The following is a 26,534-nucleotide window of genomic DNA, read 5'->3' on the forward strand; positions in this document are numbered from 1 at the left end:
ACAAGTGCCACCAAATTTTCGGAGTATCCCAATGACCGCCCCCAAGACCAGCTGGATCGCTTCCGCCAACGACGGCCAGTCCCACTTCCCGCTGCAGAACCTGCCGTATGGCGTGTTTTCGACCAAGGGCCAGGCCCCGCGCGTCGGCGTTGCCATCGGCGACCAGGTGCTGGACCTCGCCGCGCTGGATGAAGCCGGCCTGCTGCCGGCCGCTGCCAAAGGCACGTTCGCCGCTGGCAGCCTGAACCGCTTTATCGCCCTGGGCAAGCCGGTGTGGAGCGAAACCCGCAAGCGCCTGGGCGCGCTGCTGTCCGGTGATGACGCCGCGCTGCGCGACAACGCCGCCCTGCGAGACAAGGCACTGGTGCCGATGGCGGCCGCGACGCTGCACCTGCCGGTGGAGATCCCGGGCTACACGGACTTCTATTCGTCCAAGGAGCACGCCACCAACGTCGGCCGCATGTTCCGCGACCCCGACAATGCGCTGCTGCCCAACTGGCTGGAAATCCCCATCGGCTACAACGGCCGCGCCAGCTCGGTGGTGGTGAGCGGCACGCCGCTGCATCGCCCCAACGGCCAGATCAAGCTGCCGAACGAGGCGCGCCCGGTGTTCAGCGCCTGCCGCAAGCTGGATTTCGAACTGGAGATGGGCTTTATCGTCGGCAAGGAATCGGCGCTGGGCGAGTCCATCAGCACCGCCGATGCGCCGGCGCATATGTTCGGCATGGTGCTGCTCAACGACTGGAGCGCGCGCGATATCCAGCAGTGGGAGTACGTGCCGCTGGGGCCGTTCAACAGCAAGGGCTTCGGCACCTCGATCTCGCCGTGGGTGGTGACGATGGAAGCGCTCGAGCCGTTCCGCCGCGACAACCCCGAGCAGTCGCCGCAGCCGCTGGAGTACCTGCAGCAGCAGGGCAAGAACGCCTATGACATCGCGCTGGAAGTCGCGCTGCAGCCGCAGGGCGCGTCGGCCCCCAGCACCATCTGCCGCACCAACTTCAAGGCGATGTACTGGACCATGGCGCAGCAGCTGGCCCACCACACGGTGTCGGGCTGCAATGTGCGCGTGGGCGACCTGATGGGCTCGGGCACGATCAGCGGCACCACGCCGGATTCCTACGGCAGCCTGCTGGAAATGACCCGCAACGGCGCCGAACCGGTGACGCTGGCCGACGGCAGCCGCCGCGGCTTCCTGGAGGATGGCGACGACGTGATCATGACCGGCTACTGCCAGGGCGAAGGCTATCGCGTCGGCTTCGGCGCGGTGTCGGGCAAGATCCTGCCGGCGCGCTGAAGCGTTTCAGCCGGCGCTGCGGTCGGCGCTGCGGTCGACGCTTTGGCCGACTGCGGCGGCATCCAGGATGACCGCCGCGCGGCCTGACAGCAGTGCCCGGCCCGCGGCGCTGACGGTGAAGGCGTACAGCACGCTGCTGCCTTCACCGCTGATACGCTGCGCCTCAACCTGCAGCGGCGCGTCGATATCGTCGAGCCGCTCCACATGCAGCACCAGCTTGCGCACGCTGGCCAGGTAGCCCGAGCGCGGGCGCTGCGCGTCCTTGCCTGGTTCCGCTTCCGCCAGCAATGCGCCGTGCACGGCCATGGCCTGTGCCGCATATTCAATCCCGCTGACCGCGGCCAGCCGGCCCTGCGCGCGCAGCGGGTTGTCCGCGCGCGTATGCGTGGCGGACGTGCAGCGAACCGATGCCGCATCCCAGGCCAGCACGCCGTCGAGCAGGCACATCGTGCCCTGGTGCGGAATGCGTGCCGCGATCCAGTCACGGTCTTTCAACAGCTCAGCCATCCGCGTGGCCACCGAGGCTTTCCACCTCGGCTTCTAGCTGCAGCGTGTCCAGATAATCGAGCACCACGGTGGTAGTTTCGCCGCGGGCGATGGCCGCCAGCAGCGGCAGCATGCGTGCGGCCGGCGCCGACGTGCGCAGCGCTTCCAGCGCGGCGTCCGGCATCACCGTGGCCGGTGCCTGCTTCAGCGCCACGCCGATGCGCGCGAGCGAACGCGCGGTCTGCCGCGGCGTGAGCAGCAGGGCCACGCCGAAGGGATCGGGGATCGGGCGGTGGCTGTGCAGCGGCTCGGGATAGCCGGTGTCGTAGGCGATCAGCAGGCAGGGCTCGGCTTCGGCGGCGGCCTGCAGCACGCATTCGATCAAGCCCGCGCTGCCACTGCCATCCATGGCGCACAGCACATTGGAGGTGCGCATCGCGCCCGCGGCGATCGACCAGTAGCCGGCGGTCGCGTTATGCACGGAGTTGTGGAAGCGCGTGGGCGACATCAGCGGCTCAGGCTCGGCCAGCGCTTCGCAGATCGCATGGAAGTTGAAGCCGTCGCTGCTGGACGAGGCAAAGATCGTCGGCAGCTGCGCGGCTTCGCAGTCGCTGGCGGCGACGGCCTGCTGGCCCACCGCCAGCGCCAGCCGTACGGTCGGGCCGGTGCGGCGGCGTTCGGCCGGCGGCAGGCCCGCGGGTGGCGGCAGCTCGGTCGGCGCGTGCGCATACGGCACGCGGCCGGCAAGGACTTCGGTGGCCTGCTGCCAGCCGGTCAGGCCGGGGCCGAGCAGGCCGATGCTTTCGATATACACGTGCTGCGGCATGGCGATGCTCAGTGGGATGCTGCGTCCGCGCGGGCGAACAGCAGGCTGCAGTTGGATCCGCCGAAGCCGAAAGCATTGGTCATTGCATAGCGCAGCGGTGCTTCGCGGTTGGTGAGCTGGTAGTTCACGTCCAGCGCCGGATCCACCTGCGTGGTGTTGATGCCACCGGGCACCAGGCCGTGGCGCAGCGCCAGCGCGCAAATGACGGCTTCGAGCGCGCCGGCGGCACCCAGCGCATGCCCGGTGGCGCCCTTGGTGGAGCTGCAAGGCGTGCCGGGCAGCACCGCGGCCATGGCCATCGCCTCGGCTGCGTCGTTGCTGCGCGTGGCGGTGCCATGCAGGTTGACGTAGCCGACCTGTGCCGGCGCGACCCCCGCGCTGGCCAGTGCCTGCTCCAGCGCCAGGCGCGCGCCCAGCCCGTCGGGGTGCGGGGTCGACATATGGTGCGCATCGCTCGATTCGCCGATGCCGGCCAGCAGGATGGCATCGCCTGGCGGGGTGCCGGCCACGCGTTCGAGCAGGCCGAATGCCGCCCCCTCGCCGATCGAGATGCCGTTGCGCGCCACGTCATAGGGCCGGCACGGCTGGTCGGACAACAACTCCAGCGAATTGAAGCCGTACAGGGTCGTGTAGCACAGCGAATCGACGCCGCCGACGACGGCCACATCGATCAGTCCGGCCTCCAGCATGCGCCGTGCCGAACTGAACACCTTGGCGCCGGATGAACAGGCCGAGGACACCGCAGCCGCCGGGCCGGCCAGCCCCAGGTATTGGCGCAGGAAGGCGGGCAGCGAGTAGGGGTTGTGGGTGGTGGCGTAGTGGAAGCCCGGCGGCAGCGCGCCGCTGGCAGGATCCCGCTGGCGATAGGCCAGTTCCGTCTGCAGCACGCCCGCGGTGCTGGTGCCCAGGAAGACGCCGACCCGGTGGGCGCCGTAGCGCGCCGCCGCTTCGCGCACGCGCGCGGCAAAGCCGTCCTGCTCAAGCGCCAGTTGCGCCAGCTGGTTGTTGCGGCAGTCGAATTCGGCCAGTGCGGGCGGCAGTGCCACGGCGTCCAGGCCGGGTACCTCGCCGACGAAGGTATCGAGCTCGACGCCGCCGAAGCGGCAGGGCGCCAGGCCGCCGCGCTGCGCACGCAGTGCCGACAGGGTGGCGTCTACACCGGCGCCCAGGCAGCTGGTGGCCGTGAAATGCGAGAACAGGAGCGGGGACACGGCTTAGGGGGAACGAATGGAAGAAATCTCGGAAGGCTGTGCCAATTGTAACAAGCCGCAGCTCACTCAGGCTGGTGGCACGGCCGCGCGCAGCGTGACGCAGCGCAGGCCGGCTTGTTCGATGGCGGCGAGCAGGCCCGGCAGCACCGTGGTGCAGTGCGCATTGCCGGCGGTATCGGTGCCGGGATTGCCGTCGTGCAGCAGCAGGATGTCGCGCCCGGCGAGCTTGCCGGTGAGGCGCTGCGCCACGCGTGCCGCGTGGTCGCCGCAACGGGTGTCGAAGCCGCGCCGGGTCCAGGCGGCAAGCTGAAGCCCGAGCCGGCACAGCACTGGCTCAAGGAAGGGATTGCGCAGCCCCGCGGGCGCGCGGAAGAAGCGCGGCGCCTGGCCGGTGAGGTCGGTCAGCACCTGCTGCGCGGCACCGATGTCGCGCAGCATGCGCCCCGGACCGAAGACCGAGAAGTGCAGCCGGTGGTACATGCTGTGGTTTTCCACGGCGTGGCCGCGGCGGACGATTTCGCGCACCAGTTCCGGATGCGCCGCGGCGCGCGCGCCGACGCAGAAGAAGGTCGCGCGCGCGCCGTGCTGGTCCAGCATGTCGAGCACGCGCGGCGTCAACGCCGGGTTGGGGCCGTCGTCGAACGTCAGTGCCACACAGTCACTGGCCGAGGGCGGCAGGCACAGCAGGTTGGGGCCAAGCGAGCGGCTGCGCGGCCACAGGCCGGCGGCGCACATTGCCGCATGGGCGGCGCCAACGCCGGCCAGCGCCATGCCCATGGCTTCAGGGTGCGCCAGCATCGCGCCGGCGGCACCCAGGTGCACGGCGGCGGTGCCGTAAAGCAGAGGGGTGGGGCGCCAAGGGCGGCTGTTGGAGGTGCCGTGCAAGGCAACGCGCGGTGCGGGATACGAATTCATGTTGCACTCCCGGCTGTGTCCGGCGCCGCGGGGCGCGCCAGGATCGCCGAAAACCACAGGGCCAGCACGGCACCGGGACCTACCGTCAGGCCGAAGGCCTTGAGCAGCGGCAGGCTCGACAGCGCCAGCAGGCCGAAGGCGGCCACCGTGGTCAGGTTGGCCAGCAGCAGCGATACCAGTGTATGCGGTGAAGCGCCCGCCAGCTGGCTGCCCGACGCGGGGCCGTTGAAGAATAACGCGTAATTGGAACCCACTGCCATCAGCAGCAGCAGGCCCACCAGATGCAGCAGCGTCAGCGGCTGGCCGAGCGCTGCCAGCCCGCCCAGCACCACCAGCGCCGCCGCGGCCAGCGGCAGCACCGTGGCCACGACGCGCCGTGCCGAGCGCAGCGCCACCGCCAGCAGCACGATGATCGCCAGCAGGCCGGCCAGCGACAGCAGCAAGGCCTCGCGCAGGTAGCCGGTGTAGAGACGGTCGGATTCGCCCTTGAGGTCGACGAACAGCGTGTCAGCGACGCCGGCCCGCGCGACCGCGGCCCGCACCGCGCTGGTGTCGACGCCGTCGGCCGTGCCTTGCGGGGTGTGGGCCGGTGCGCGCAGCGGCAGCGTGGCGCTCCAGCGCCCGTCGCGCTGCGCCAGCAACGCATCGACAGCCAGTGCCATCGAGGTGCCGCGCAGGTCCTCGCGCCGCAGCAGCGCACCGGTGCGCGCCGCTTCGGCCTGCGCCAGGAACGGCGCGAACAGGGACGCGCGCACCGGCTGCGTGGCGATGGCGGCGCGCAGGCGCTGCGCCAGCTCGTCGGGCGGCGGCAGGCTGGCCTGGCGCTCGCGCTGGGTCGCCGCGCTGGGCAGGTAGCGCGCCGGGCTCTCGTAGCCGCCGATGAAATTCTGCGCCACCAGCGGGTCCAGTTCACGTGCCACGCGCTCCGCGCCCTGCAGCACGGACTCCTGGTCCGGCCCGGACAGCACCACCAGGTAGCGCACGTCGGGTGCGCCAAGGTCCTCGCGCAAGCTGGTGTCGAGGGCCTGGTCGCTGGCCGACACCGGGCTCAGTGCCTGCAGCTCGCGGCCCCACAGCGTGCCGCGGTGCATGGCCAGCACCGTGCCGGCTGCCACCACCAGCACGAGCACCAGCCAGCGCACCCGGTGCGCGCGCGCCGCCAGCCACTGCAGCCGGCGGCCCAGCGGCGCCACGTCGCGCAGGTGCAGCGTGGCCGGCACCAGCTGCGGCAGCACGAAGCGCGTCACCAGCGCCGCGGTCGTCAGCCCGGCAATCGAATACAGCCCCAGCTGCGCCAGCCCCGGAAAGCCCGACAGCAGCAGCGAGGCAAAGCCGCAGACCGAGGTCAGCACGCCCAGGCGCACCGTCGGCCAGAAGCCGCCCAGCCAGGCGCGCTCGTCGCGCCGGCCGTCGCGCGTGTACTGCGCGGACTGCACGAACAGGTAGATCGAATAGTCGACCGCCTCGCCGATCAGCGTGGTGCCGAAGCCCAGCGTCAGTCCGTGCACCGAGCCGCCGAAGCCCAGGCTGACCGCGGCAATGCCCGCCAGCGCGCCGCTCAGTACCGGCACCAGCCCCAGCACCAGCAGTGGCACCGAGCGGTAGACCAGCAGCAGCAGCGTGACGATGATGGCCACGCCGATGGTCGACAGGCGCTCCACATCATGGCGGATGGTGTCGCGTGCATTGACGGAAAACACGCCCGGACCGGTCATCACCAGCTGGTACTGGCCAGCCGTCGCGGCCTTGGCAAACGCCTCGCGCACGGCCCCGATGGCTTGTGCCTGCGCATCCGTGTCAGAACCCGCGGCGGCGGTCTGGGCCAGCAGCACCGCGCGCTTGCCGTCGCGCGACGCCCAGGCGCCGGCGTGCATGGGCACGCGCTGCCCGGCATCCAGCTGTGCCAGCATCGCGGCCACTTCGCCGGTGGGATCGCGCGGCAGCAGCGACTTGGTGAAGAGCCCGGCGGACGAGGCCAGCAGCTCGAACGATTCATTCAGCGCCTGTGCCAGGCCGCGTTCACTGAAGCGCTCCGGCGTGACTGCGGGGCTGAGCAGGTAGCGGTGCGCAAACACGTATTGGCGGTCTGCGGCCTGGTTGACCGGCTCGCCGTTCTGGATCGCCGTGAAGCGCGGGTCCCCGCGCAACTGTGCCGCCATGGCACGCGATACCGCGGCGCGGCCATCGGCATCGCCGCCTTCGATCCCGACCAGGACCAGGCGCGATACCAGTCCGTCGCGCAGCTGGTTCACCAGCAATTGCTGCTCGGCGCTGGGCAGCCGAGGCAGGAAGGCCGAGAGGTCGGCCGTGAAGGTGGTGCGGCTGATGACGGCCGCGCAGGCGAGCATGGCGAAGATCCACAGTGCCAGCGCGAGCCGGCTCGTCGCTGGGCGCATCGTTGCGGGCGGCGCTGCGCTCATGGGTGGCCGGCAGGTCGGATCTTCATCACCGAGCGGTCGCCGTCGGCCTGCCGGATCTCGACGCGGTCGAGCGCATCCTGGCTGCCGTCGATGCGCACCTGGCTGATCACAGCGGCCATGCGCGAGTCCGCCGGTGTCAGCGTCAGCGTCCAGCGGCTGGCGCGGCCTTCCAGGCCGAGCTTGTAGTAGCGCTCCAGCGTCTGGCGGTTGCCTGCCAGCGTGCCGCGGATGCTTTCGATAAAGGCGGCCAGCTCGGGGTAGTTCTGCAGCGGCATGGTGTAGCGCTTGCCGTCGCGCTCGACCGTCAGCATGTCGCCGTCGAGCACCATGTTCTCGGCTTTGGGCGACAGTGTGCGCTTCTCCAGGTGGTCGGGCGCCGTGAACAGCAGTTCGCCGGTCGACTGCACCGGCTTGTCGACTATCGCCATGTACTTGGTCTCGGTGAACAGCACGCGCCCCGACTTGCGTTGCGCCAGGGTGGACATCAGCTGGTCGACGCCAAACGTGGCGGCACCGGACGGTGTGGCCAACGCAAGCATGGCGCCGGCCAGCAGCATCGACATCAGGAAGCGGAAAGGGCGTCTGGAAAGGGGCATCAGGGGCTGCTCAGGGCTCGCGGGTCATGGCTCGTTGCCCGGCGGCGGCTGTTCAGACAGCGGCGGGCCGGCGTGCCAGAAATCGTAGAAGTTGAACCAGTTGTATGGGGCGCTGCGGCAGAACTGCTCCAGCAGGCGCACGTATTCCGCCAGCGCGGCCTGCACGGCTGCCTCGCGCTGGCCGCGCGCGGTGTCGGTGAAGTCCGCCAGCGGCACGAAGTGCACATCGTAGCGGTTGCCGCCGCGGTACAGGCCGGTGATGAAGAACACCGGCCGGCGCAGCATCGCCGCCATGCGCAGCGGGCCGGTCGGAAGGCCCGTGGGCGTGCCGAGGAAGCTGCACTGCTGTACCGGGTCGGTGGCGCGCTGCGACAGCGTGCGGTCGGCCAGCATGCCGATCATGTAGCCGCGGTCCAGGTAGTCGCGCACCCGCAGCATGGTGTCGAAGCGGCCCAGCGCGATCACGTCCTGGCGCATCGCCGGGTTGATCGACTGCAGCACGTCGTTGAGCTTGTGCGCGTTTTCCTCGTACATGGTGATCGCGACTTCCATCTCCGGGTGTCGCCGCCCTAGCGCGCGCACCACCTCGAAGCTGCCCAGGTGCGCACCCAGCAGGATTGCGCCGCGGCCGCGCGCCATCGCGGCTTCCAACTGCGCCTCTCCGTGCAGGCGGATATCGAACAGGTCGAAGCGTCCGTTGAGCAGGTAGATGCGGTCATGGATGGTCGAGGCGAAGGTGAACACATGCCGGTAGCCATCGACCCAGTTGGCCTCGCGCCCGAGGGCGCGGTCCATGTAGGCGCGCGAGGCATGGCGTGCCGCCGGCGCGAACAGCATGAAGTACGCCGCAATCCCCCGCAGCACCACGCGCCCGACGGGGCGGCCGAGTGCCAGCGAGATCCACGTCATGACGCGCAGCAGCGTGATGCTGCCGCGCTCCTCGCGGCGCGACCATTCGGATTCCAGCGGCGGCTGCCGCTTCCACAGCCAGCTCAGCATGCCGATGCCCCCGCTTGCGGCGCGGCGCCGCGCACCTGCAGCGTGCCGCTGGCGACATCGCGTCCGGCGCTGCGCAGCGTGAAGCGGATACTCTCGCCGCCGTCGGCCGCTGCGTCGGCCTGGTGGAGGATCTCCACGCGCTCGCCCGGGGTCACCGGGCTCAGGAACTTGATGGCGCCGGCCTGCGTGACGGCAAGGCGGCGGCCCAGCGCCGCGCCGAGTGCCAGCACCGCGTGGTCCAGCAGCACCACCCCCGGCACGATCGGATGGCCGGGGAAGTGGCCGGCGATGGCCGGGTGATCGGCGTCGATGACAAAGCCGGGCCTTGCCACGCTCTCGCCGTGGTGCGCCCCGGCAAGTCTTGCGACCAGCGCCGCCAGGGCTTCGCGCGGCAGCTTGCCGGCGGCATTGCGCGGCAGGCTGTCGGCAAAGAGCAGCGGGCGTGGCAGGAAGGCCGGGTCGATGCGCGCGCGCAGCGCCTGCTGGAGCTGCGCCGGGGCGACGCCTGGCGCCACCGCCACCGCCACCAGCCGCACCACGTGGCCATGCGTGTCGCCTTCGTGCGCATCATCGGGCATGAAGAACGCGCCGTCGCGCACGCCATCGATGGCCGTGAGCTGGTGGTTCAGGTAAGCCAGCGAGGTGCGCTTGCCGGCGATATTCAGCATGTCAGCCTTGCGGCCATGGAGCAGGAAGTGGCCGGCATCCAGCGGTGCGATGGCGTCGCCCAGCGACACCGGCTGTTCGATATGGCCGCCTTCGGCCCAGGTCTCGGTGTCGCCGCCGTTGCCCTGGCGTGCCTCCAGCCGCACGCCAGGCACCAGTGTCCAGGCATCGGTCTGCGCGGTGCGGCGCGTGGCGACCTGGCCGGTCTCGGTGCTGCCGTAGATCTCGCACAGCGGAGCGCCGAACAGGGTCTCGGTCTCGCCTGCCAGCTGGCGGCCAAGCGGGGCGGTCGCGCACAGCACCAGGTCTGCCGGCGGCATCGCCATGCCCGACTGCACCAGCGTGCGCAGGTGCACGGGCGAGCTGACCAGCGCACGCGGCGCCGGCACCGAGGCGAGGGCATCGCGCACGTCGGCCGGATAGAAGGCCGGGGCCGCCACCAGTGCCGCGCGGCCCTGCAGCACCAGCATGACCGTGGCTTCCAGCCCGAACATATGCTGCGGCGGCACCGTGCCCACCACGGTCCAGGCACGCCCGTCCAGCAGGCCGAGCCGCTGTGCCGCGGCATGCGCGCACCGGGCCATCGCGCCCCAGGTCTTGCGGTGCGGCACCGGCGTGCCGGTCGAGCCTGACGTGAACACGTACGCCATGACCTGGGTCGCGGCAATCTGCGGGATCTCGAACGGCCCGTCCGTGGCGGCGCCGCGCAGGCCGTCGTGATAGTGGAACGCCGGCATGGCGCACGCCGTATCTGGCTGGTCATGCAGGCAGAAGGCGTCCGGGGCAAAGTCGGCCAGCTGGCGCACCATCTCCGGCGTATGGGACGGCGGCAGCAGGGTTGCCTTGCCCGCCAGCAGCGCGGCGCACAGGCCGACGGTAAAGCGGTAGCGGTCGGTGCAGGCGTTGAATACGTGCCCGCCTGCCGGCAGCGCGGTGGCCAGGCTGGACGCATCGGCCAGGAACTGGCGCACGCTGACAGGCCGCCCGTGCGCCCAGGCGATGATGTCTTCGGGCGAGGCATGCGCGACGATGGGGAGCGTGGTCATGGGGCGGAGCCTTTGCCTGTTGCCAGTGTAGGGGCCGGGGCGCGGCGCGTCAGCGCGGCAAACCGGGCCGGCCCGCACGGGCAGCCATGACTGCGCGATAGCCATGCACCGCGTCCAGCAGGCCGCCGTGGGCCATGTCCGGGAAAGCGATGCGGCGGCACACGGCCTCGCCCACGAACATCAGCGCGATCAGCAGTGGCGTGGCCAGATTGGCGAAGCTGGACCAGGTTGCCACCGGCGCCAGCACGAACAGCAGCGTCGATATACCCACCATCGCGGCAAAGAACAGCGTCCAGGCCTGGGTCACGCGCAGCGTGTAGCGCAGGTGAGCGGGGGGCAGCTGGCCATGGATTGCCGTCGCGATCTGCGTGCACAGTGGCGTGTGGCCTGGGCGCAGGCTCAGCGCGAACATCACGCCCAGCGCGGCGTTGATGCCGGCGTGCTGCAGGAAATAGGTCCAGCCGAAATGCGTGGCCAGCGGCAAGCGCCAGATCCACAGGGCGGCGCAGGCTGCCAGCAAGCCAGCCAGTGCAGGGAAGCGCCACCCGGCGCGGCGGCAGGCAAGGAAGCCAATCAGCAGGAACGGCGCCGCCCCGAGCCACAAGGCGGCGACTTCGGCACCCGGCTGGTGTGCTGCACGGTGCAGGGCGGATTCGTAGGCGACAAAGGCGGCTACCGCGGCAATCCAGCCATGGCGCCGGCCTGGCGGCACGGCATCCTGCCGCAAAGGCATGGCCGGCGCGGCGGGCGTGGAGGAGTGGTCGAATTGCTGGCTCGATGGCATCTGCGAGGGTATATTGTGTGTAGCGTAAGGCGCTTGGCGCACGGCGTTGCCGGAAATGGCGCCGCATGGTGCGTGAAGCGAACGCTTTATACCCCAAAAGACCGGCCCGACGTGATGATGATTCCCAAAAGGGCCGCCTTTGTTGTTACTAAACTTCTCTCAACTGGCTGGGATTTGCCCCTTTTGATAGCATCGGTTGCCCTGCCGTGCGGACTGGACAACCTTGCCCGGACCCATGCCGCAGCGGCATTCCAGCCACCTAGCGACATGACCGAACTCGAAACCGAACTTGCCCGCCTGATCATCGACGAACTCGACATTGCCGAGCTGCGGCTGGAGGACGTCAATGCCGCCACGCCGCTCTATGGCGAAGGCTTCGGGCTGGATTCCATCGATATCCTTGAGATCGCACTGCTGGTGTCGCGCAAGTACGGGGTCGAACTGCGTTCGGACAACCCCGACAACAAGACCATCTTTGCCTCGCTGGGCAGCCTGGCCACCTACCTGGCGGAACACCGCACGCGCTAGCCCGGCTCGCCGCACCCACCCTTTCGCCCTTTCCCAAAGCCAGGACCGGAGCACGACATGCCGCAGCAAGCCATGCCCGGGCCCGCACTGGTGACCGGCGGCAGCGCCTGCCCCATGGGTGGCGCCGAGCCGTCCGCCACGCACCTGGTGCTGATCCCCAGCTATAACCCCGGCGTGCGCCTGCATGAAGTGCTGCGCGCGGCGCGCGCCGCCTGGACGCCGGTCTGGGTGGTCGTGGACGGCAGCACCGATGGCAGCGACCAGTGGCTGCTGGCGCAGGCGGCCACCGATCCCGGGCTGCGCGTACTGGTGCTGCCGCGCAACCAGGGCAAGGGCACCGCGGTGCTGCACGGCATCGACGCGGCCGCCGCGGCTGGCTTTACGCATGTGCTGGTGATGGATTCGGACGGGCAGCATCCTGCACACCTGATTCCGCAGTTCATGGCGATATCGCAGCGCAACCCCGGCGCCATGGTGCTTGGCCGGCCCGTGTTCGACGCCAGCGCACCGCGCGAGCGGGTCTACTGGCGGCGCATGTCCAACTTCTGGGTGGATGTCGAGACGCTCTGGGCAGGCATCGGGGATTCCCTGTACGGTTTTCGCGTCTACCCGGTCGCGCCGCTGCGCGCCGTCATGCGCGAGAGCCGCTGGATGCGGCGCTTCGACTTTGATCCGGAAGTAGCGGTGCGCCTGTGCTGGCGCGGCGTGCGCCCCATCAACGCCGATGCGCCGGTGCGCTACTTCGGCCAGCGCGAGGGTGGGGTATCGCATTTCCGCTATCTGCGCGACAACCTGTTGCTGACCGGCATGCATCTGCGGCTGCTGGCCGGCTTCGTGCTGCGGCTGCCAGTACTGGTGTGGCAGCGGCTGCGGCGGGCGACCGGCGGTGCGTCGTGCCGGCCGAAAGCCTGAACGGCATCCCGCAAAACAAGCAGAAAGGCCGCACGAAGCGGCCTTTCTGCTTGTTGGGCTCAGGGGCCAGGGTTTGCTTACTTGCCCAGTTCGTGACCAATCACGCCGCCCACCACGGCGCCGCCGATGGTCCCGGCGGTGCTGCCGTGAGTCAGCTCGTGTCCGGCCACGCCGCCGGCCACCGCGCCCGTCGCCGTACAGCCGGCCAGCGCCATGCTGGCACTTACCAGGAGCGCGCTTGCGAGTTTCCACATGATGGTCTCCTGCATCGTTGCCGGGCCAGTTGCAGGCAACCGGCCCCATGTGTCCAGCTTAGGCCCGTGCCGGGCAGGGGCCTCTCCGAGACACGCCGATTGCGCTGTAGGAATCGGACGACGGCAGGTGGCGCAGGGGTGGCGTCAGGCGTCCCCGGCGTGCTGGCGCAGGCGCTTGATCAGCGAAGAGGTGTCTGCGCGGCCGCAACCCATCTGCTGCAGGTCGGCATAGAACTGGTCGACCAGCGCCGTCACCGGCAGGCCGGCGCCGTTGCGGCGCGCCTCGTCCAGGCACAGACCCAGGTCCTTGCGCATCCAGTCGACCGCGAAGCCGAAGTCGAATTTATTGTCGATCATGGTGGGGCCGCGGTTCTCGAGCTGCCATGAGCCGGCCGCGCCCTTGCTGATGACGTCCAGCACCAGGCGCATGTCCAGCCCGGCGCGCTCGCCAAAGGCGATGGCCTCGGACAGGCCCTGGATCAGCCCGGCGATGCTGATCTGGTTGACCATCTTGGCCAGTTGCCCGGCGCCGGATTCGCCGATGCGCGTGACGGCGCGTGCGTAGGCGGCAATGACCGGTTCGGCGCGCGCATAGGCGTCGGCATCGCCGCCGCACATGATGGTCAGGATGCCTTTCTCCGCGCCGACTTCGCCGCCGGAGACCGGGCCGTCGACAAAGTGCAGGCCGTGCTCGCGCGCGGCGGCGTAGAGTTCGCGCGCCACGTTGGCGCTGGCGGTGGTGTGGTCCACGAAGATGCAGCCGCTGGGCGCGCTGAAGAAGGCGCCGTCATGCCCGGCCAGCACCGCGCGCAGGTCGTCGTCATTGCCCACGCAGGAGCAGACTACCTGCGCATCGCGCACGGCCTGTGCCGGCGTGGGCGCTGATTTGCCGCCGAACTTCTCGACCCATGCCTGCGCCTTGGCGGCGGTGCGGTTGTACACGGTGACCTCGTGCCCCTTGGTGGCGAGGTGGCCGGCCATGTGGAAACCCATGACGCCCAGTCCGAGAAATGCGACACGCATGCTGCTGCTCCGTTGCTTGTATGTTTGGGATCGGTGAGGCGCGGCCCCGTTTGCGTGATGCCACGCCGGGGTCCTGCGCCGGCGGGGCGGCTGGGCCGCCTCCGGCTTCAGAGTATACGGGGGCGCCGGGGCGGGGGACAGATACAGAGGCTGGCACGATGTTGCGCTACAGGATGCCGCTTCGGGCACATATACCCATGGCATCGCTAAAATGAAAATACCTATCACATTGGTATTCCATCCGCGGCGGCGAGGAAAATCGTTGTACTGCCCTGGCAGCTCGGCCAGATCCTCCGAGGTGGCGCGGTAATCAGGTCACGTACGCCGTCTCTGGTGGAGGGGTGAAGGGGGCAACGGATGGTGCTGGTAAAGCCGGGGGCGTTAACCTATTGCGTTGAGACTGTCACAGATTGTGATACCTGGCATCGGGAGCGTTGACAGCCTCCATCGTGGACCCTAATCTCCCCCTTGAGTCGGGCTGCGCTGACCATCATGCGGCGCGTTGAGAGTTTTTCTCTCCTGGCTTGCCTTCCAATACAGGTCGCCTTCGGGCGGCCTGTTTTCGTTTTGGGGGAATCCTTGCACCTGCTATATCTTGACGAGTCCGGAAGCGTGGCGGATCCGGCCCAGCGATATTTTGTCCTGGCCGGCGTTTCGGTGTTCGAACGGCAAACACATTGGATTGAATCGGAGTTGAACAAGATTGCCCGCCGTTTCGATGAAGCCAATCCTCACGCCATTGAGTTACACGGCTCGCCGATGCGTTCAGGGCGCGAGGGTTGGAAGGCATTCCCGCTGGAGCGCCGGCAGCAGGCGATCAAGGATTGCCTGGAGGCAGGCGTGGCCAACCAGCAGCGCCGGCTGGTGAGGCTGTTTGGCGCCGTGATTAGGAAAGATGCTGTAGGAAAGGGGAAAGACCCTGTCGCGCTTGCGTTCGAACAGCTATCCAGCCGGTTCGACAGATTCCTGGTGCGCATTTATCGACTGAATCAGGATGCACAACGAGGTGTAATGATCCTTGACAAGAGCAGCACCGAGCGTCGGATCCAGACCCTGGCACGCGAATTCAAGCATCGCGGCCACGCGTGGGGCCAGACACGTAACTATGCCGAAGTCCCGGTTTTCCTGGACTCGCGCGCGTCTCGCCTGATTCAGCTTGCTGATCTGGTCGCCTTTGCCCTGTTCCGTTTCCATGAGCACAGGGACGCAAGCTTCTTTGACGTCATCAAGCATTGCTTCGACCGGGAAGGCTGCACGCCGAATGGCTACTACGTGCAGGCGTAGCCAGAGCGAACGTTGAGAGGTGAAGCGTCATCCGTGGCGGTCGCTTGACGAACTGCCGCACCCATCACCACAAGGTCAGAACCCGCCTACGCCAGCTTCCGCCCTTGTCCTATCCCTTGCGCATCGCGTGCTGCCTACATTGAAGCCAGGTTGCACCACCGCAAGGAGCCGACTCATGTCATTCGCGCTATACATTATCGGCCTGCTGGTCCTGGTTGCCGGCATTGCCTGGGGCATGGAAACGGCTGGCCTCGCGCCCGTCTATATCGGTATTGCCTGCCTGATCGTGCTTGGCATCGGCATCATGGCGGCGGTCTCGCGTACCCGTACCAAGGACCCTTCCTGAGGGCTGCGTGCCCGGTGCCGTGCCGGGCCCACTTTCCGTGACGCCGCGCAGCGGCGGGCGCACGAGGTTGGCTTGGAACCAGGCCAGCGTTGCCTGCGCGCCATGGCCAGCCAGCATCGCCAGTTCACCGGGCCTCCGTGTCCGCCGTGTCTTGCACGGGCGGACTCGCCAGTTGCGCGCGCACCGCCGCCGCCAGCTCGGCAGCCGCCGGCGACAGGCTGCGGTTGCGCGAGGTCACCAGCCCGATCGAGCGCTCGGTCACCGGCGCGGTCAGCAGGCGCTCGACAATGCCGGGCTGGCGCACGGTGCCGGCCGCGATCTCGGGCAGCGCGGCCACGCCGAAGCCGCATTCGACCATGGCCGCGATAGTGGCCAGGCGCTCTGCCTCGAACACCGGCTGGAAGCGGATGCGGTTCTGCAGGAAGGCCCATTCCGCATACTGGCGCACGCTGCTCGGGTGCGTCATCGACACGTGCGGCGCGCTGGCGGTATCGGCCCAGCGCAGCGGCCCGGGGCTGCGCGCCAGCGGGTGCGCCGACGGAATCAGCAGCACGAAGCGGTCCGACAGCAGGGGCTCATATTGCAGGTCCGCCTGTTGCGGGTCGGCGGCGGTCAGCGCGAAATCCACGTCGCCGGCGCGCACCAAGTCGAACGCCGGGCCGGAGAGGGTATCGAACACCTTCAGCGCCACTTCCGGGCGCGCCTGGTGATAGGCCATCAGCACGCGCGGCAGCATGCGCGCCGCCAGCGAGGGCAGCGCCGCCACCGCCACCTGGCCGCGCTCGGCGCTGGCAATGCCGGTCACGGCGTCGATGGCGCCGCGGAACGCCGCCTGCAGCAGCGCGGCCTGTTGCATGAAGACCTGGCCGGCGGCGGTCAGGCGCACGGTGCGGGTAGTGCGGTCGAACAGGCGCACGCCGAGGGATTCCTCGATGCGCAGGATCTGCGTGGACAGGGCGGATTGCGACAGGTGCAACTGGCTGGCGGCCTGGCGGAAGTTGAGCGTGCGGCCAAGCAACAGCATGGTTTCGATGTCGCGCATCGACAGGTTGATTTTCATGGGCGGTAGCGGGTCGGCGGTGTCTGGTGCCGGCCGGGTCACGCTATTGATCTGATTTCTGGATCATTTTATCCAGAAATTCGACTTCTTCAATCAAAGCAAGTTCTCTACACTGCCTGGATTCTTGGGAGAACCTCATGCCGAACCTGACCGCTCCGGTCATCCTGAGCCGCCCCGGCGCCGCGCACGCGGTGGTGGTGGGCGGCGGCACCATGGGTGCCGATGTTGCCGTGGTGCTGACCCGCGCGCTGTGCCGCACCACCGTGGTCGAGCCTGATGCCGGCCGCGCCGATGCCCTGCCCGGGCGCGTGCGCGGCAACCTGGCCGCGATCGGCCGTGAACAAGGCGCGGAGCGCCTGGCGGTGGCCGCGGCACTGGATGATGTGGACTGGTCCACCGTGGACCTGGTGATCGAATGCATCCCGGAACGGCTGGACCTGAAGCAGGCGCTCTTTGCCGAGCTGGTGCGGCGCGCGCGGCCCGATACGGTGCTGGCCAGCAACAGCTCCAGCTTCCCGATCAGCGCCATCGGCGCGGGGCTCGACTCGCGTGCGCGCCTGCTGGGCCTGCACTTCTTCATGCCGGCGCACCTGGTGCCGCTGGTGGAAGTGGTGATGGGCGATGACAGCGACGAGGCCTGTGCCGACGCGCTGATCGCCTTCATGCGCCGCTGCGCGATGGTGCCGGTCAAGGTGCGCAAGGACCTGCCGGGCTTTCTTGCCAACCGGCTGCAGCATGCGCTGTCGCGCGAGGCCTTCAGCCTGATCGACCGCGGCATTGCCTCGCCCGAGGATGTCGATGCGGCGGTGCGCTTCGGCTTCGGCTTTCGCTTCCTGGCGGCCGGGCCGGTGCTGCAGCGCGACCACGCGGGCATCGACGTGCACGCGGCCGCCGGCGCCACCATGTACCCGACCTTCTGCAACGACGACCATCCGGCGCGCTGCCTGTCCGAGCGCGCCGCCGACGGCCGCCACGGCATGAAGCGCGGCGAAGGCTTCTACCACTGGACCTCCGAGACCATTGCCGCCGAGCGCGCACGCTATGACAACCTCCTGCGCGCCGGCCTGGCACTGATCGCGCCTGAACTGCCCGAGATCGAGCCATGACCCAGACCCCTTCCCAAGCCGCTGTCGCCGCGGCCCGCGTGCCGCTGGCCGATGCGCCGCTGATCGTCACCGTGGCGCCCAACGGCGCCTACAAGCGCGCCAGCGACCATCCGGCGGTGCCGCTGACCGCCGCGGCACTGGCCGCTGAAGCGCGCGCCTGCCTGGACGCCGGCGCGGCCATGATGCACATGCATGTGCGCGATGCCGAAGGCCGCCACTCCCTTGACGTGCAGGCCTACCGCGACGCGCTGGCCGCGGTGAAGCAGGCCGTGGGCGAAGCGTTGCTGGTGCAGGTCACGAGCGAGGCCGCGGGCGTCTACCAGGCCGCGGAGCAGATGGCGATGGTGCGTGAGCTGCGGCCCGAAGCCGTCTCGGTGGGCCTGCGCGAAGTGGCCGTGCCGGAGATCCCGGACCGCGAACTGGCGGCGTTCTTCGCCTGGCTGGCGCGTGAGCGCGTGATGACGCAGGTGATCCTGTATGACGTGGGCGATGTGCGGCGCTGGCAGTCGATGCGTGAGCGCGGCATGGTGCCGCCGGGCGCATGGTCGGTGCTGTACGTGCTGGGGCGCTATGCCGCCGGACAGGTGTCGTCGCCGCACGACCTGCTGCCGTTCCTGCAGGCCGCGGGCGAGTCCGGCGACGCGTTGCCGTGGGCGATCTGCGCCTTCGGCCGCGAAGAGAATGCCTGCGTGACCGCGGCCGCGGCATTTGGCGGCCATGTGCGGGTGGGATTCGAGAACAACCTGCTGCTGCGCGACGGCAGCCGCGCACCCGGCAACCATGCGCTGGTGGCGCAGGCGGTGCAGGGCGGCCTGACGCTGGGCCGGCCGATTGCCGACGCCGCCGATGCGCGCCGCATCTACGGCGAGGTGCGCTGAGGCGCTGCCTCGCCGGGTGCCGTCAGGCGCCGTCGCTGAAGCTGTCGCGCGGGCCGTTGGGGTTATGCGCGCCGTCGGTGAAGGTGCTGCGCGGACCGGTTGCGGCGTTCGCGCCGTCCGTGAACGCGCTGCGGGTTTCCATGAGGCTACGGGCGCCGTCGGTGAACGGGCTGCGGGGGCCGGTGGCGCTGTGCGCCCCGTCGCTGAACGGATCGACGTTGCGCGGTGCAGCCTGCGCAGTGCCGACCACGGCAGCGATAAGGGCGGTGGCCACAAAGACTTGCCTGAGTGCTTGCATGAGTCGCTTCTCCGTAAGGTTGCCGGCCCGGGGTGGGCGGCGGTGAAGCAAGTCTAGGCAGCGCGTGCCCACACGAGCATGACCGGCACATGACATTGGTGTCACTCGGCAGCGCACGTGCGCGGCAAGCGCAAGGCAATTGGCCGCGTGCCCGTGAGGGAAACGCAGCAGCGCCGGCAAAGGCTGTAGAATCACGGCTATCCGACCGGCCTGCGGTTCTATCGCCGGTTTTTCATTGCCCGCGGAAATGCAGCGGGCCTCTCACGAGAGTCATGTCCGAGTCTGATTCAGCCAAACTCGCTGCGGTGGCGTGGATCCGCGAGCAAATGGACCGTCATGCCCTGACGTTCGACGATCTTGTCGCCGCCGGGTGCTTTGATCATGTTGCCAGCGACGCCGGGCATGAGCCGGCGCCTGACGCCGCGCCAGCCGAGGCCCCGCATATCCCGCAGGCCGCCCCCAAGGCTGCCGCTGCACGCCCGCTGTACCGCAATGCGCTCGGCCAGAGTTGGGACGGGCAGGGCGAGTATCCGGATTGGCTGCAACGGGCCGTGAACGCCGGGCAGTCGATCGAATTCTTCCGCGTCGGATAAAAGGCGCAGGCGCGACAATTCGCCGCGCCTGCCGGTGCCGACGGAATTCCGCAAAACAGAAAAGAAGCGATGCGGGCGCTGTGCCCGCTATGACGCGCTCAGCAACGTGCGGGCAGCAGGCGTTCCAGCGGCAGGATGTCGATCAATGCACCCGGCGTGGCCATTGGCGCCGCGTGCGCCCAATGCACCAGCACCTCCGCAGGCAGTTCGCGCAGCACGCCGGACGCGGCCGATGGCTGCGTCTCCAGCGCCGTGGCGCCCTGGTCCGTCGCTTGCGGCGCATCGGCATCGTGCAGCTGCAGTGGATGGCCGCTGCCGGAAGGCTCTGCCATCACCTGGACCGCGCTGCCGCGGCAGGTGCCCGGGCCGGTGCCGTCCAGCGCCGCTTCCGCCTCCATTTTTGCGGCCGCGTGCCGTTCCGGCAGCGACAGCCCGGCTGCCTGTCCCGCGCTGCACACCGTGGCCACTGCCGCCGCCGCACCGGAGACGGGCAGCGCAAGCATGGCGAGGGACAGCAGCAGGGAATTCGGCAGGCGTTTCATCGGCGGGGGGCGGGCAGAATGGGGGCAACGGTGGCGCAAACCGGCATGACGCCGGTAGTGATCGCGCATTTTACCGGGGTTTCCGCCTGCATTACCCTGGCATGGCGATGACATTTCTGAAATCTTTGCCCATTGGCGGTCATCCTCGGCTAGCGTTACGCCATGGCGGCGCTGGTGCCGCCCGGAAAGCGATCGAACCATGCGTATCCTGATTGTCGAGGACGAACCCAAGGCGGGCGACTACCTGCACAAGGGCCTGACCGAATCCGGCTTCGTGGTGGACCTGGCGCGCGACGGCGCGGACGGCCTGGCCCATGCGCGCGAGCATCCTTATGACCTGATCGTGCTGGACGTGATGCTGCCCGGCCTGGATGGCTGGCAGGTGCTGCGCGAGCTGCGCCGCGAGCGCGATACCCCGGTGTTGTTCCTGACCGCGCGCGACGAACTGTCGGACCGCCTCAAGGGGCTGGAGCTCGGCGCCGACGACTACATGGTCAAGCCCTTTGCCTTTGCCGAGCTGGTGCTGCGCATCCGCACCATCCTGCGGCGCGGCCCGCTGCGCGAGAGCGAGTTCATCGAAGTGGCCGACCTGCAGATCGACGCCATCCGCCGCCGCGTGGTGCGCGCCGGCCAGAAGATCGACCTGACTTCCAAGGAGTTCGCGCTGCTGTACCTTCTGGCGCGCCGGCGCGGCGAGGTGCTGTCGCGTTCGCTGATCGCCTCGCAGGTGTGGGACGTCAATTTCGACAGCAATACCAATGTGGTCGACGTCTCGATCCGGCGCCTGCGTGCCAAGGTCGACGATCCCTTCCCGCACAAGCTGATCCACACGCGGCGCGGCATGGGCTACGTGCTGGACGACAGCGAGGACCGGGGCCAGGACGCATGATGCGGCTGACGTCTTCGCTCACCACGCGGCTGGCGCTGGCGTACGGGCTGGCCACGGCAGTGATTCTTGCCAGCGTCGCGGCCTACCTGTCCGGGGCGCTGTCGGCGCAGCTGGAGGGGCGCGACGAGAGCGAGCTGGTCGGCGAAGTGCTGCTGGTGCGCCACCTGCTGCGCGAGGTGCGCAGCGAGGCCGAGATCCGCGCCGATACCCACCGCTTTGCCGATATCGCGATGGGCCATGAGGGGCTGATCCTGGTGGTGCGCTCACGCCAGGGCGAGCCGCTGGTCACGCTCAACCCGCGCAATGAATCCGTGCCGACGCTGCGCGTGCTGCCCGCCACCATGCAGCCAGAGAAGAGCATGTTGCAGACCTGGTACCCCAAGAATGGCGTGCCCTCGCGCGGCATTGCGGCGTTGGGCCAGCTGGGGGATTCCGACAAGGCCGTGGAGATCGTGGTGCTGCGCGATGCCGGCTACCGCGTGGCGCTGATCCGCGAATACCGCCACCAGGTGCTGTGGGCCACGCTGTGCGGCGCTGCTGTGGCGGCGGGGCTGGGCTTCGTGCTGGCGCGGCGCGGGCTGCGGCCGCTGCGGCGCATGGCTGCCGATGCCGCCGCGGTCACCACCAGCCGCCTTGCCACGCGGCTTGACGTCGGCAGCGCACCGGCCGAGCTGCGCGAGCTGGCGGCGGCCCTCAATGACATGCTGGCGCGGCTGCAGGACAGCTTCTCGCGGCTGTCCGAATTCTCGGCGGACCTGGCGCATGATTTCCGCACGCCGATCAGCAACCTGATCGGCCAGACCCAGGTCACGCTGGCGCAGAGCCGAGGCGTGTCCGAATATGAGGCGCTGCTCGAATCCAACCTGGAAGAGTACGAGCGCCTGGCGCGCATGATCGAGAACATGCTGTTCCTGGCGCGCGCCGACCATGCGCAGGTGGCGCTGGGCATCCGCACGCTGGACGCGCGCGAAGAACTGGACAAGATGGCCGAGTACTTCGACGCCGTGGCCGCCGACCGCGAGGTCGCGCTGGCGGTGAACGGTACGGCAATGGTGCAGGCCGACCAGACGCTGCTGCGCCGCGCGGTCACCAACCTGCTCGACAATGCGCTGCGCCATGCGCCGGCCGGCAGCACGGTGCAGCTCGAGGTGGAGCGCGCCCCGGCGCCGGGCGGCGGCACGACCTGCATCCGCGTGACCAATGCCGGGCCGGCGATCCCGCCCGAGACGCTGCCGCATATCTTCGGGCGCTTCTACCGGGCCGATCCGTCGCGCCGCAACTCGGCGGCGTCGACCGGGCTGGGGTTGGCCATCGTCGACACCATCATGCGGCTGCATTGCGGCAGCGTGACGGTGCGCAGCCTGGAAGGCGAAACGATGTTCTCGCTGCAATTTCCCGCCGAAGCACTGGCCACTGCCGCGCCGCCTGCCCCGGTCCCCGCCGCGGTCTCCTGAATCCGGCCGGGCGCTTGCACCTGGCCGGCCCGCGCGCATAATGGCGCGCGGGCGAACAGCCAATGCCATGCAGCCCGATCGACCATTCACAAGGAGAGCGACATGCAGGTGCAACCCTATCTGGATTTTGGCGGCCGTTTCGATGAGGCCTTGGCCTTCTACGGCAAGGTGCTGGGCGCGCAGGTCACGTTCGCGATGCGCTACAAGGATGCCCCGCCGAGCCCCGGCATGGAGGTCCCCGATGACTGGAAGGACAAGGTGATGCACGCCAATATCCAGTTCGGCGAAAACCAGGTGATGGCGTCCGACGGCCGGCGCGGCGAGCGCCCGGCGTTCAGTGGCTTCAGCCTGTCGGTGGGCGCGGTCTGCAAGGATGAGGGCCAGCGCATTTTCGACGGCCTGAGCGAAGGCGGCCAGGTGGTGGTTCCGTACCAGAAGACCTTCTGGGCCGAAGGCTTCGGCATGCTGGTGGACCGCTTCGGCATGTCCTGGATGGTCAACTGCGAGCACTGACCCGCCGCTGCGGCATGGCGCCGCGGTCGTTGTCATGCCGCTTGACTCTGTAGTTGCTACAGGGTCTTCAATGTCATCAGGTTAAACCAGCGGGAACAACAAGATATGGCTCGCACGTCACCTGAGGACGCACTTCCTCAAGATCACGCTGCCCACGCGCACGATGGCACCGCCCACCGGCATGGCGGGCATGATCACGACCATCACCACCACGACCACGACCTTGATCATCATGGGCATGGCCATGCCGAGGCCCGGCAAGCACCGGCGGCTTCCGCCTGCTGTGGCGGCGGCTGCTCGGCCACGGTTGCGCTGACGCCCGCCGCATCGGTCGACATTCCCGCCGGCGCGCAGACCGCTGCATGGCGCATTGACGCGATGGACTGCCCGACCGAGGAAACGCTGATCCGCAGCAAGCTGGGCGGCATGGCGGGCGTGGCGGCGCTGGAGTTCAACCTGATCCAGCGGGTGCTGACGGTGCATCACACCTTGCCGTCGCCGGAGCCGGTGGCGAGGGCGGTCGAGAGCCTGGGCATGCAGCCGGTGCCGCTGAGCACCGAGGCCGCGCAGCAAGTCTTGCCGCAATCCACGGCAAGCAAGCCCTGGTGGCCGCTGGCGCTTGCCGGCGTGGCCGCTTTGGGTGCCGAAGCGGCGGAGTGGCTGGGTCTGGGCTTGCCGTGGCTGCCCGCCGCGCTGGCACTGGCGGCAGTGGCGCTGGGCGGGCTGACCACCTACCGCAAGGGCTGGATCGCGTTGCGCAATGGCAACCTGAACATCAATGCCCTGATGAGCATTGCCGTCACCGGCGCACTGCTGCTGCGCCAGTGGCCGGAAGCGGCCATGGTGATGGTGCTGTTCGCGCTGGCCGAGCGCATCGAGGCGGCCTCGCTGGACCGGGCGCGCAATGCGATCCGCGGCTTGATGGCGATGGCGCCGGAACAGGCCACGGTGCGTCTCGCCGATGGCAGCTGGGACACCGTGCCCGCCGCCGGCGTTGCCGTTGGCGCCCTGGTGCGGCTGCGGCCGGGCGAGCGCGTCGCGCTTGACGGCAAGGTCGTGCGCGGCCAGTCGGCGCTGGACCAGGCGCCCATCACCGGCGAAAGCGTGCCGGTCGACAAGGCCGAGGGCGATGTGCTGTTCGCCGGCTCGATCAACCAGTCCGGCGAGCTGGAGTACACCGTGACGGCGCCCGCCAGCGATTCCACGCTGGCCCGCATCATCCACGCGGTCGAGGCCGCGCAGGGCAGCCGTGCGCCCACGCAGCGCTTTGTCGACCAGTTCGCGCGCATCTACACGCCCACGGTGTTCGCGATTGCGCTGGCGGTCGCGGTGGTGCCGCCGCTGGCCATGGGCGGCGCCTGGGTCGACTGGATCTACAAGGCGCTGGTGCTGCTGGTGATCGCCTGCCCCTGCGCGCTGGTGATCTCCACACCGGTGACCATCGTCAGCGGGCTGGCCGCGGCCGCGCGCCGCGGCATCCTGGTCAAGGGCGGGGTGTACCTGGAGCAGGGCCGGCACCTGGCCTGGGTGGCGCTGGACAAGACCGGCACGATCACGCACGGCAAGCCCGCGCAGACCGACCACGCGCTGCTGGCCGAGGACGCGCCGCAGGCACGCGCCATTGCTGCCAGCCTGGCGGCGCGCTCGGACCACCCGGTTTCGCGCGCGGTAGCCACGGCGGCTGCGGCCGACGGGATCGGCACGCTGCCGGTGGACGACTTCGAGGCGCTGGCGGGGCGCGGCACGCGCGGCAAGGTGCAGGGCGTGGCGTACTGCCTGGGCAACCACCGCCTGGTGCATGAGATGGGCGCGTGCTCGCCGGCGCTGGAGGCGCGGCTCGAAGCGCTGGAGCGCGAGGGCAAGACCGTGGTGCTGCTGGCGCGCGTCGACGGCCACGGCGCCGCCACGGCGCTGGCGCTGTTCGCGGTGGCGGATACCGTGCGCGACACCAGCCGGCAGGCGATAGCCGAGCTGCATGAACTGGGCGTCAGGACACTGATGCTGTCGGGCGACAATCCGCACACGGCGCAAGCCATTGCCGCGCAGGTCGGCATCGATGAAGCGCGCGGCAACCAGTTGCCGCAGGACAAGGCCGACGGCATCGCGGCGCTTGCCGGCGCCGCCCACGCGCGCGGCGGCCGCATCGGCATGGTGGGCGACGGCATCAACGACGCACCGGCGCTGGCGCGTGCCGACATCGGCTTCGCCATGGGCGCAGCCGGCACCGACACCGCTATCGAGACGGCCGACGTGGCGCTGATGGACGATGACCTGCGCAAGATCCCGGCCTTTGTGCGCCTGTCGCGTCGCACCGCAAGCATCCTCACGCAGAACATCGCGCTGGCGCTCGGTATCAAGGCCGTGTTCCTGGTGCTGACGGTGCTGGGGATGGGGACGATGTGGATGGCGGTGTTCGCCGATATGGGCGCGAGCCTGCTGGTGGTGTTCAACGGGCTGCGGGTGGGGGCGGAGCGGCGGGCCTAGGTTAGGCTACTGCGCCTCGAAAACCCGCTCTGTTTGCCCCCCTCTCCCGCAAGCGGGAGAGGGGGCAAACAATCAGCAAACGAGAAGTAACGCGGTCAGCCCTGCGGCTGCACGATCAACTCGCCACTGCGCCCCGGGATCTCTCCCCACGTTACCGGCAGTTCCGGCAATCCCTGCCGGTCCAGCCCGCGATACCACGTCGCCATCGACACCAGCTCGTGCCCCTGCGCACGCCATCCCGCCAGCAGCCGCTCGAACACCGGCGCCAGCTTACCGCCTTCCAGCTCGGTATGCAGCGTGAAGACATGGTCGCGCGTGCCTTCGGTCAGCTTCAGCAGCGCGGTGTGGACGTTATCTTCGGTCAGGTCGTCGGTGCCGATCAGTTCATCCAGCGTCGGCAGCGTGGTCGGCATCTGCACGTGCCGGCAGGGCACGCCGTCGATGGTCGGGATATAGGGCGCGGTGCCGCGTCCGTCGGACGCATAGGCCATGCCCCAGTCATCGATCTGGCGGAACGCATCCTCATTCATCTGCCAGCCTGCCGCGCCGTGCGTGGCCGGCGCTTCGCCGAAGATCTCGCGGTAGCGCGCGAACGCCTGCTGCATCTGCCGGCGCGTCCAGGCAGCATCGCGCTCGCGCACGTTGTCCTGCCAGTAGACGTGGTCCCAGGTGTGGATGCCGCACTCATGGCCGGCCGCGCGCGCCGCGCGCATCTCGGCGGCGCCCTTGCGGCCGATGTCCGGCCCCGGCAGCAGCACGCCGTACATCAGCGTGCGCAGGCCATAGTTGGACACCACCGAGGTGCGCGACACCTTTGTCAGGAAGCCGGGCCGGAATACGCGCCGCAGCGCCCAGCCGGTATGGTCGGGACCGAGGCTGAACAGGAAGGTGGCCTGCGCCTGCGCAGCCGCCAGCATCGACAGCAGCTTCGGCACGCCTTCGCGCGTGCCGCGCAGCGTGTCGACGTCGACCTTCAGGGCAATGCGTGCCATCTGCGTTGCGCGCTCAGTTGGCCGAATCGACCAGCGTGCGGGCCTCGACCACCTTGCCGCGATACGCCTCGAAGATGCGGCGCAGCGCCGCTTCCATGCTGATCCCGGGCTTCCAGCCCAGTTCTTCGATGGTGT

Annotated in this window: 26 protein-coding genes and 2 pseudogenes; 12 read left to right on the top strand and 16 right to left on the bottom strand. The window is 69.2% G+C overall.

Annotated elements, in window-relative coordinates; genetic code table 11:
* Nucleotides 1-31 precede the first annotated feature (31 nt).
* Entirely contained in the window at nt 32-1,294 is a 1,263-nt protein-coding gene (gene fahA, locus AC07UK_RS28185; RefSeq protein ID WP_494686869.1) for a fumarylacetoacetase, read from the top strand.
* Between the two features lie 6 nt (nt 1,295-1,300).
* Here the strand turns inward: fahA and AC07UK_RS28190 are convergent, their stop codons facing one another.
* From AC07UK_RS28190 to AC07UK_RS28230, 9 genes are all read right to left on the bottom strand, one after another.
* The gene (locus AC07UK_RS28190) at nt 1,301-1,801 is read right to left on the bottom strand and encodes a hotdog family protein (RefSeq protein WP_494686870.1); all 501 of its coding nucleotides are present in this window, start codon (nt 1,799-1,801) and stop codon (nt 1,301-1,303) included.
* Nucleotides 1,794-2,606 carry a beta-ketoacyl synthase chain length factor gene (locus AC07UK_RS28195; RefSeq protein ID WP_494686871.1) on the bottom strand — a complete coding sequence of 271 codons (813 nt, stop codon included), beginning with the start codon at nt 2,604-2,606 and terminating at the stop codon, nt 1,794-1,796. The genes AC07UK_RS28190 and AC07UK_RS28195 overlap by 8 nt, the downstream gene beginning before the upstream one ends.
* 8 nt (nt 2,607-2,614) lie before the next feature.
* A complete protein-coding gene (locus AC07UK_RS28200) occupies nt 2,615-3,817 on the bottom strand; it encodes a beta-ketoacyl-[acyl-carrier-protein] synthase family protein (protein ID WP_436225258.1) in 1,203 nt (400 codons plus the stop codon).
* Nucleotides 3,818-3,883: 66 nt separating this feature from the next.
* On the bottom strand, nt 3,884-4,732 hold the full coding sequence (locus AC07UK_RS28205; protein ID WP_436225259.1) for a polysaccharide deacetylase family protein: 849 nt from the start codon (nt 4,730-4,732) through the stop codon (nt 3,884-3,886).
* Nucleotides 4,729-7,128 (bottom strand): MMPL family transporter, encoded by a 2,400-nt coding sequence (locus tag AC07UK_RS28210; RefSeq protein WP_436225260.1) that lies wholly within the window; start codon nt 7,126-7,128, stop codon nt 4,729-4,731. Before AC07UK_RS28210 ends, AC07UK_RS28205 begins: the two co-directional genes overlap by 4 nt.
* 20 nt (nt 7,129-7,148) lie before the next feature.
* Nucleotides 7,149-7,748: a LolA-related protein gene (locus AC07UK_RS28215; RefSeq protein WP_436225261.1), complete on the bottom strand. Its 600-nt coding sequence runs from the start codon at nt 7,746-7,748 to the stop codon at nt 7,149-7,151.
* A gap of 24 nt (nt 7,749-7,772) precedes the next feature.
* The gene (locus AC07UK_RS28220) at nt 7,773-8,747 is read right to left on the bottom strand and encodes a lysophospholipid acyltransferase family protein (protein ID WP_436225262.1); all 975 of its coding nucleotides are present in this window, start codon (nt 8,745-8,747) and stop codon (nt 7,773-7,775) included.
* Nucleotides 8,741-10,459, bottom strand: coding sequence for an ApeI family dehydratase (locus AC07UK_RS28225; RefSeq protein WP_494686872.1), 1,719 nt, complete (start codon nt 10,457-10,459; stop codon nt 8,741-8,743). Before AC07UK_RS28225 ends, AC07UK_RS28220 begins: the two co-directional genes overlap by 7 nt.
* 49 nt (nt 10,460-10,508) lie before the next feature.
* Nucleotides 10,509-11,192: a COG4648 family protein gene (locus AC07UK_RS28230; protein ID WP_494686873.1), complete on the bottom strand. Its 684-nt coding sequence runs from the start codon at nt 11,190-11,192 to the stop codon at nt 10,509-10,511.
* 318 nt (nt 11,193-11,510) lie between these two features.
* Between AC07UK_RS28230 and AC07UK_RS28235 the strand changes: the two genes are divergently transcribed.
* Nucleotides 11,511-11,771 carry a phosphopantetheine-binding protein gene (locus AC07UK_RS28235; protein ID WP_494686874.1) on the top strand — a complete coding sequence of 87 codons (261 nt, stop codon included), beginning with the start codon at nt 11,511-11,513 and terminating at the stop codon, nt 11,769-11,771.
* Between the two features lie 57 nt (nt 11,772-11,828).
* The gene (locus AC07UK_RS28240; RefSeq protein WP_494686875.1) at nt 11,829-12,683 is read left to right on the top strand and encodes a glycosyltransferase family 2 protein; all 855 of its coding nucleotides are present in this window, start codon (nt 11,829-11,831) and stop codon (nt 12,681-12,683) included.
* A gap of 77 nt (nt 12,684-12,760) precedes the next feature.
* On the opposite strand, the gene AC07UK_RS28245 is transcribed toward AC07UK_RS28240, so the two are convergent.
* Together AC07UK_RS28245 and AC07UK_RS28250 are read right to left on the bottom strand one after the other, a co-directional pair.
* Nucleotides 12,761-12,937 (bottom strand): glycine zipper 2TM domain-containing protein, encoded by a 177-nt coding sequence (locus AC07UK_RS28245; RefSeq protein WP_013953295.1) that lies wholly within the window; start codon nt 12,935-12,937, stop codon nt 12,761-12,763.
* Between the two features lie 144 nt (nt 12,938-13,081).
* Nucleotides 13,082-13,990, bottom strand: a pseudogene (locus tag AC07UK_RS28250) (NAD(P)-dependent oxidoreductase); the annotation flags it as partial.
* A 462-nt stretch (nt 13,991-14,452) separates the two neighbouring features.
* Here AC07UK_RS28250 and AC07UK_RS28255 point away from each other — a divergent pair.
* Both AC07UK_RS28255 and AC07UK_RS28260 read left to right on the top strand, forming a co-directional pair.
* Nucleotides 14,453-15,244, top strand: coding sequence for a DUF3800 domain-containing protein (locus tag AC07UK_RS28255; protein WP_494686876.1), 792 nt, complete (start codon nt 14,453-14,455; stop codon nt 15,242-15,244).
* 175 nt (nt 15,245-15,419) lie between these two features.
* On the top strand, nt 15,420-15,590 hold the full coding sequence (locus AC07UK_RS28260; RefSeq protein ID WP_340521355.1) for a hypothetical protein: 171 nt from the start codon (nt 15,420-15,422) through the stop codon (nt 15,588-15,590).
* A gap of 124 nt (nt 15,591-15,714) precedes the next feature.
* On the opposite strand, the gene AC07UK_RS28265 is transcribed toward AC07UK_RS28260, so the two are convergent.
* Nucleotides 15,715-16,650 (bottom strand): LysR family transcriptional regulator, encoded by a 936-nt coding sequence (locus AC07UK_RS28265; RefSeq protein ID WP_494686877.1) that lies wholly within the window; start codon nt 16,648-16,650, stop codon nt 15,715-15,717.
* A gap of 137 nt (nt 16,651-16,787) precedes the next feature.
* On the opposite strand from AC07UK_RS28265, the gene AC07UK_RS28270 reads away from it, so the two are divergent.
* Together AC07UK_RS28270 and AC07UK_RS28275 are read left to right on the top strand one after the other, a co-directional pair.
* Nucleotides 16,788-17,756: a 3-hydroxyacyl-CoA dehydrogenase family protein gene (locus AC07UK_RS28270; protein ID WP_494686878.1), complete on the top strand. Its 969-nt coding sequence runs from the start codon at nt 16,788-16,790 to the stop codon at nt 17,754-17,756.
* On the top strand, nt 17,753-18,634 hold the full coding sequence (locus AC07UK_RS28275) for a beta-keto acid cleavage family enzyme (RefSeq protein ID WP_436225270.1): 882 nt from the start codon (nt 17,753-17,755) through the stop codon (nt 18,632-18,634). The genes AC07UK_RS28270 and AC07UK_RS28275 overlap by 4 nt, the downstream gene beginning before the upstream one ends.
* Before the next feature lie 22 nt (nt 18,635-18,656).
* Here AC07UK_RS28275 and AC07UK_RS28280 read toward each other — a convergent pair whose 3' ends face one another.
* A complete protein-coding gene (locus AC07UK_RS28280) occupies nt 18,657-18,932 on the bottom strand; it encodes a hypothetical protein (RefSeq protein ID WP_013953287.1) in 276 nt (91 codons plus the stop codon).
* Between the two features lie 272 nt (nt 18,933-19,204).
* Between AC07UK_RS28280 and AC07UK_RS28285 the strand changes: the two genes are divergently transcribed.
* The gene (locus tag AC07UK_RS28285) at nt 19,205-19,525 is read left to right on the top strand and encodes an H-NS family nucleoid-associated regulatory protein (RefSeq protein ID WP_436225271.1); all 321 of its coding nucleotides are present in this window, start codon (nt 19,205-19,207) and stop codon (nt 19,523-19,525) included.
* A 98-nt stretch (nt 19,526-19,623) separates the two neighbouring features.
* Here AC07UK_RS28285 and AC07UK_RS28290 read toward each other — a convergent pair whose 3' ends face one another.
* Entirely contained in the window at nt 19,624-20,067 is a 444-nt protein-coding gene (locus AC07UK_RS28290) for a hypothetical protein (RefSeq protein WP_436225272.1), read from the bottom strand.
* A gap of 199 nt (nt 20,068-20,266) precedes the next feature.
* Between AC07UK_RS28290 and AC07UK_RS28295 the strand changes: the two genes are divergently transcribed.
* The 4 genes from AC07UK_RS28295 to AC07UK_RS28310 all read left to right on the top strand — a co-directional run bounded on the left by AC07UK_RS28295 (nt 20,267) and on the right by AC07UK_RS28310 (nt 25,407).
* Nucleotides 20,267-20,956: a heavy metal response regulator transcription factor gene (locus AC07UK_RS28295; protein ID WP_013953285.1), complete on the top strand. Its 690-nt coding sequence runs from the start codon at nt 20,267-20,269 to the stop codon at nt 20,954-20,956.
* Nucleotides 20,953-22,410, top strand: coding sequence for a heavy metal sensor histidine kinase (locus AC07UK_RS28300; protein ID WP_494686879.1), 1,458 nt, complete (start codon nt 20,953-20,955; stop codon nt 22,408-22,410). Before AC07UK_RS28295 ends, AC07UK_RS28300 begins: the two co-directional genes overlap by 4 nt.
* A gap of 102 nt (nt 22,411-22,512) precedes the next feature.
* The gene (locus AC07UK_RS28305; protein ID WP_494686880.1) at nt 22,513-22,923 is read left to right on the top strand and encodes a VOC family protein; all 411 of its coding nucleotides are present in this window, start codon (nt 22,513-22,515) and stop codon (nt 22,921-22,923) included.
* A 105-nt stretch (nt 22,924-23,028) separates the two neighbouring features.
* On the top strand, nt 23,029-25,407 hold the full coding sequence (locus tag AC07UK_RS28310) for a heavy metal translocating P-type ATPase (protein ID WP_494686881.1): 2,379 nt from the start codon (nt 23,029-23,031) through the stop codon (nt 25,405-25,407).
* 95 nt (nt 25,408-25,502) lie between these two features.
* Here the strand turns inward: AC07UK_RS28310 and AC07UK_RS28315 are convergent, their stop codons facing one another.
* Together AC07UK_RS28315 and AC07UK_RS28320 are read right to left on the bottom strand one after the other, a co-directional pair.
* A complete protein-coding gene (locus AC07UK_RS28315) occupies nt 25,503-26,399 on the bottom strand; it encodes a polysaccharide deacetylase family protein (RefSeq protein ID WP_494686882.1) in 897 nt (298 codons plus the stop codon).
* 13 nt (nt 26,400-26,412) lie between these two features.
* Nucleotides 26,413-26,534, bottom strand: a pseudogene (locus AC07UK_RS28320) (bifunctional UDP-4-keto-pentose/UDP-xylose synthase); the annotation flags it as partial.

Source organism: Cupriavidus sp. GW821-FHT07C08 (genome assembly GCF_059419025.1).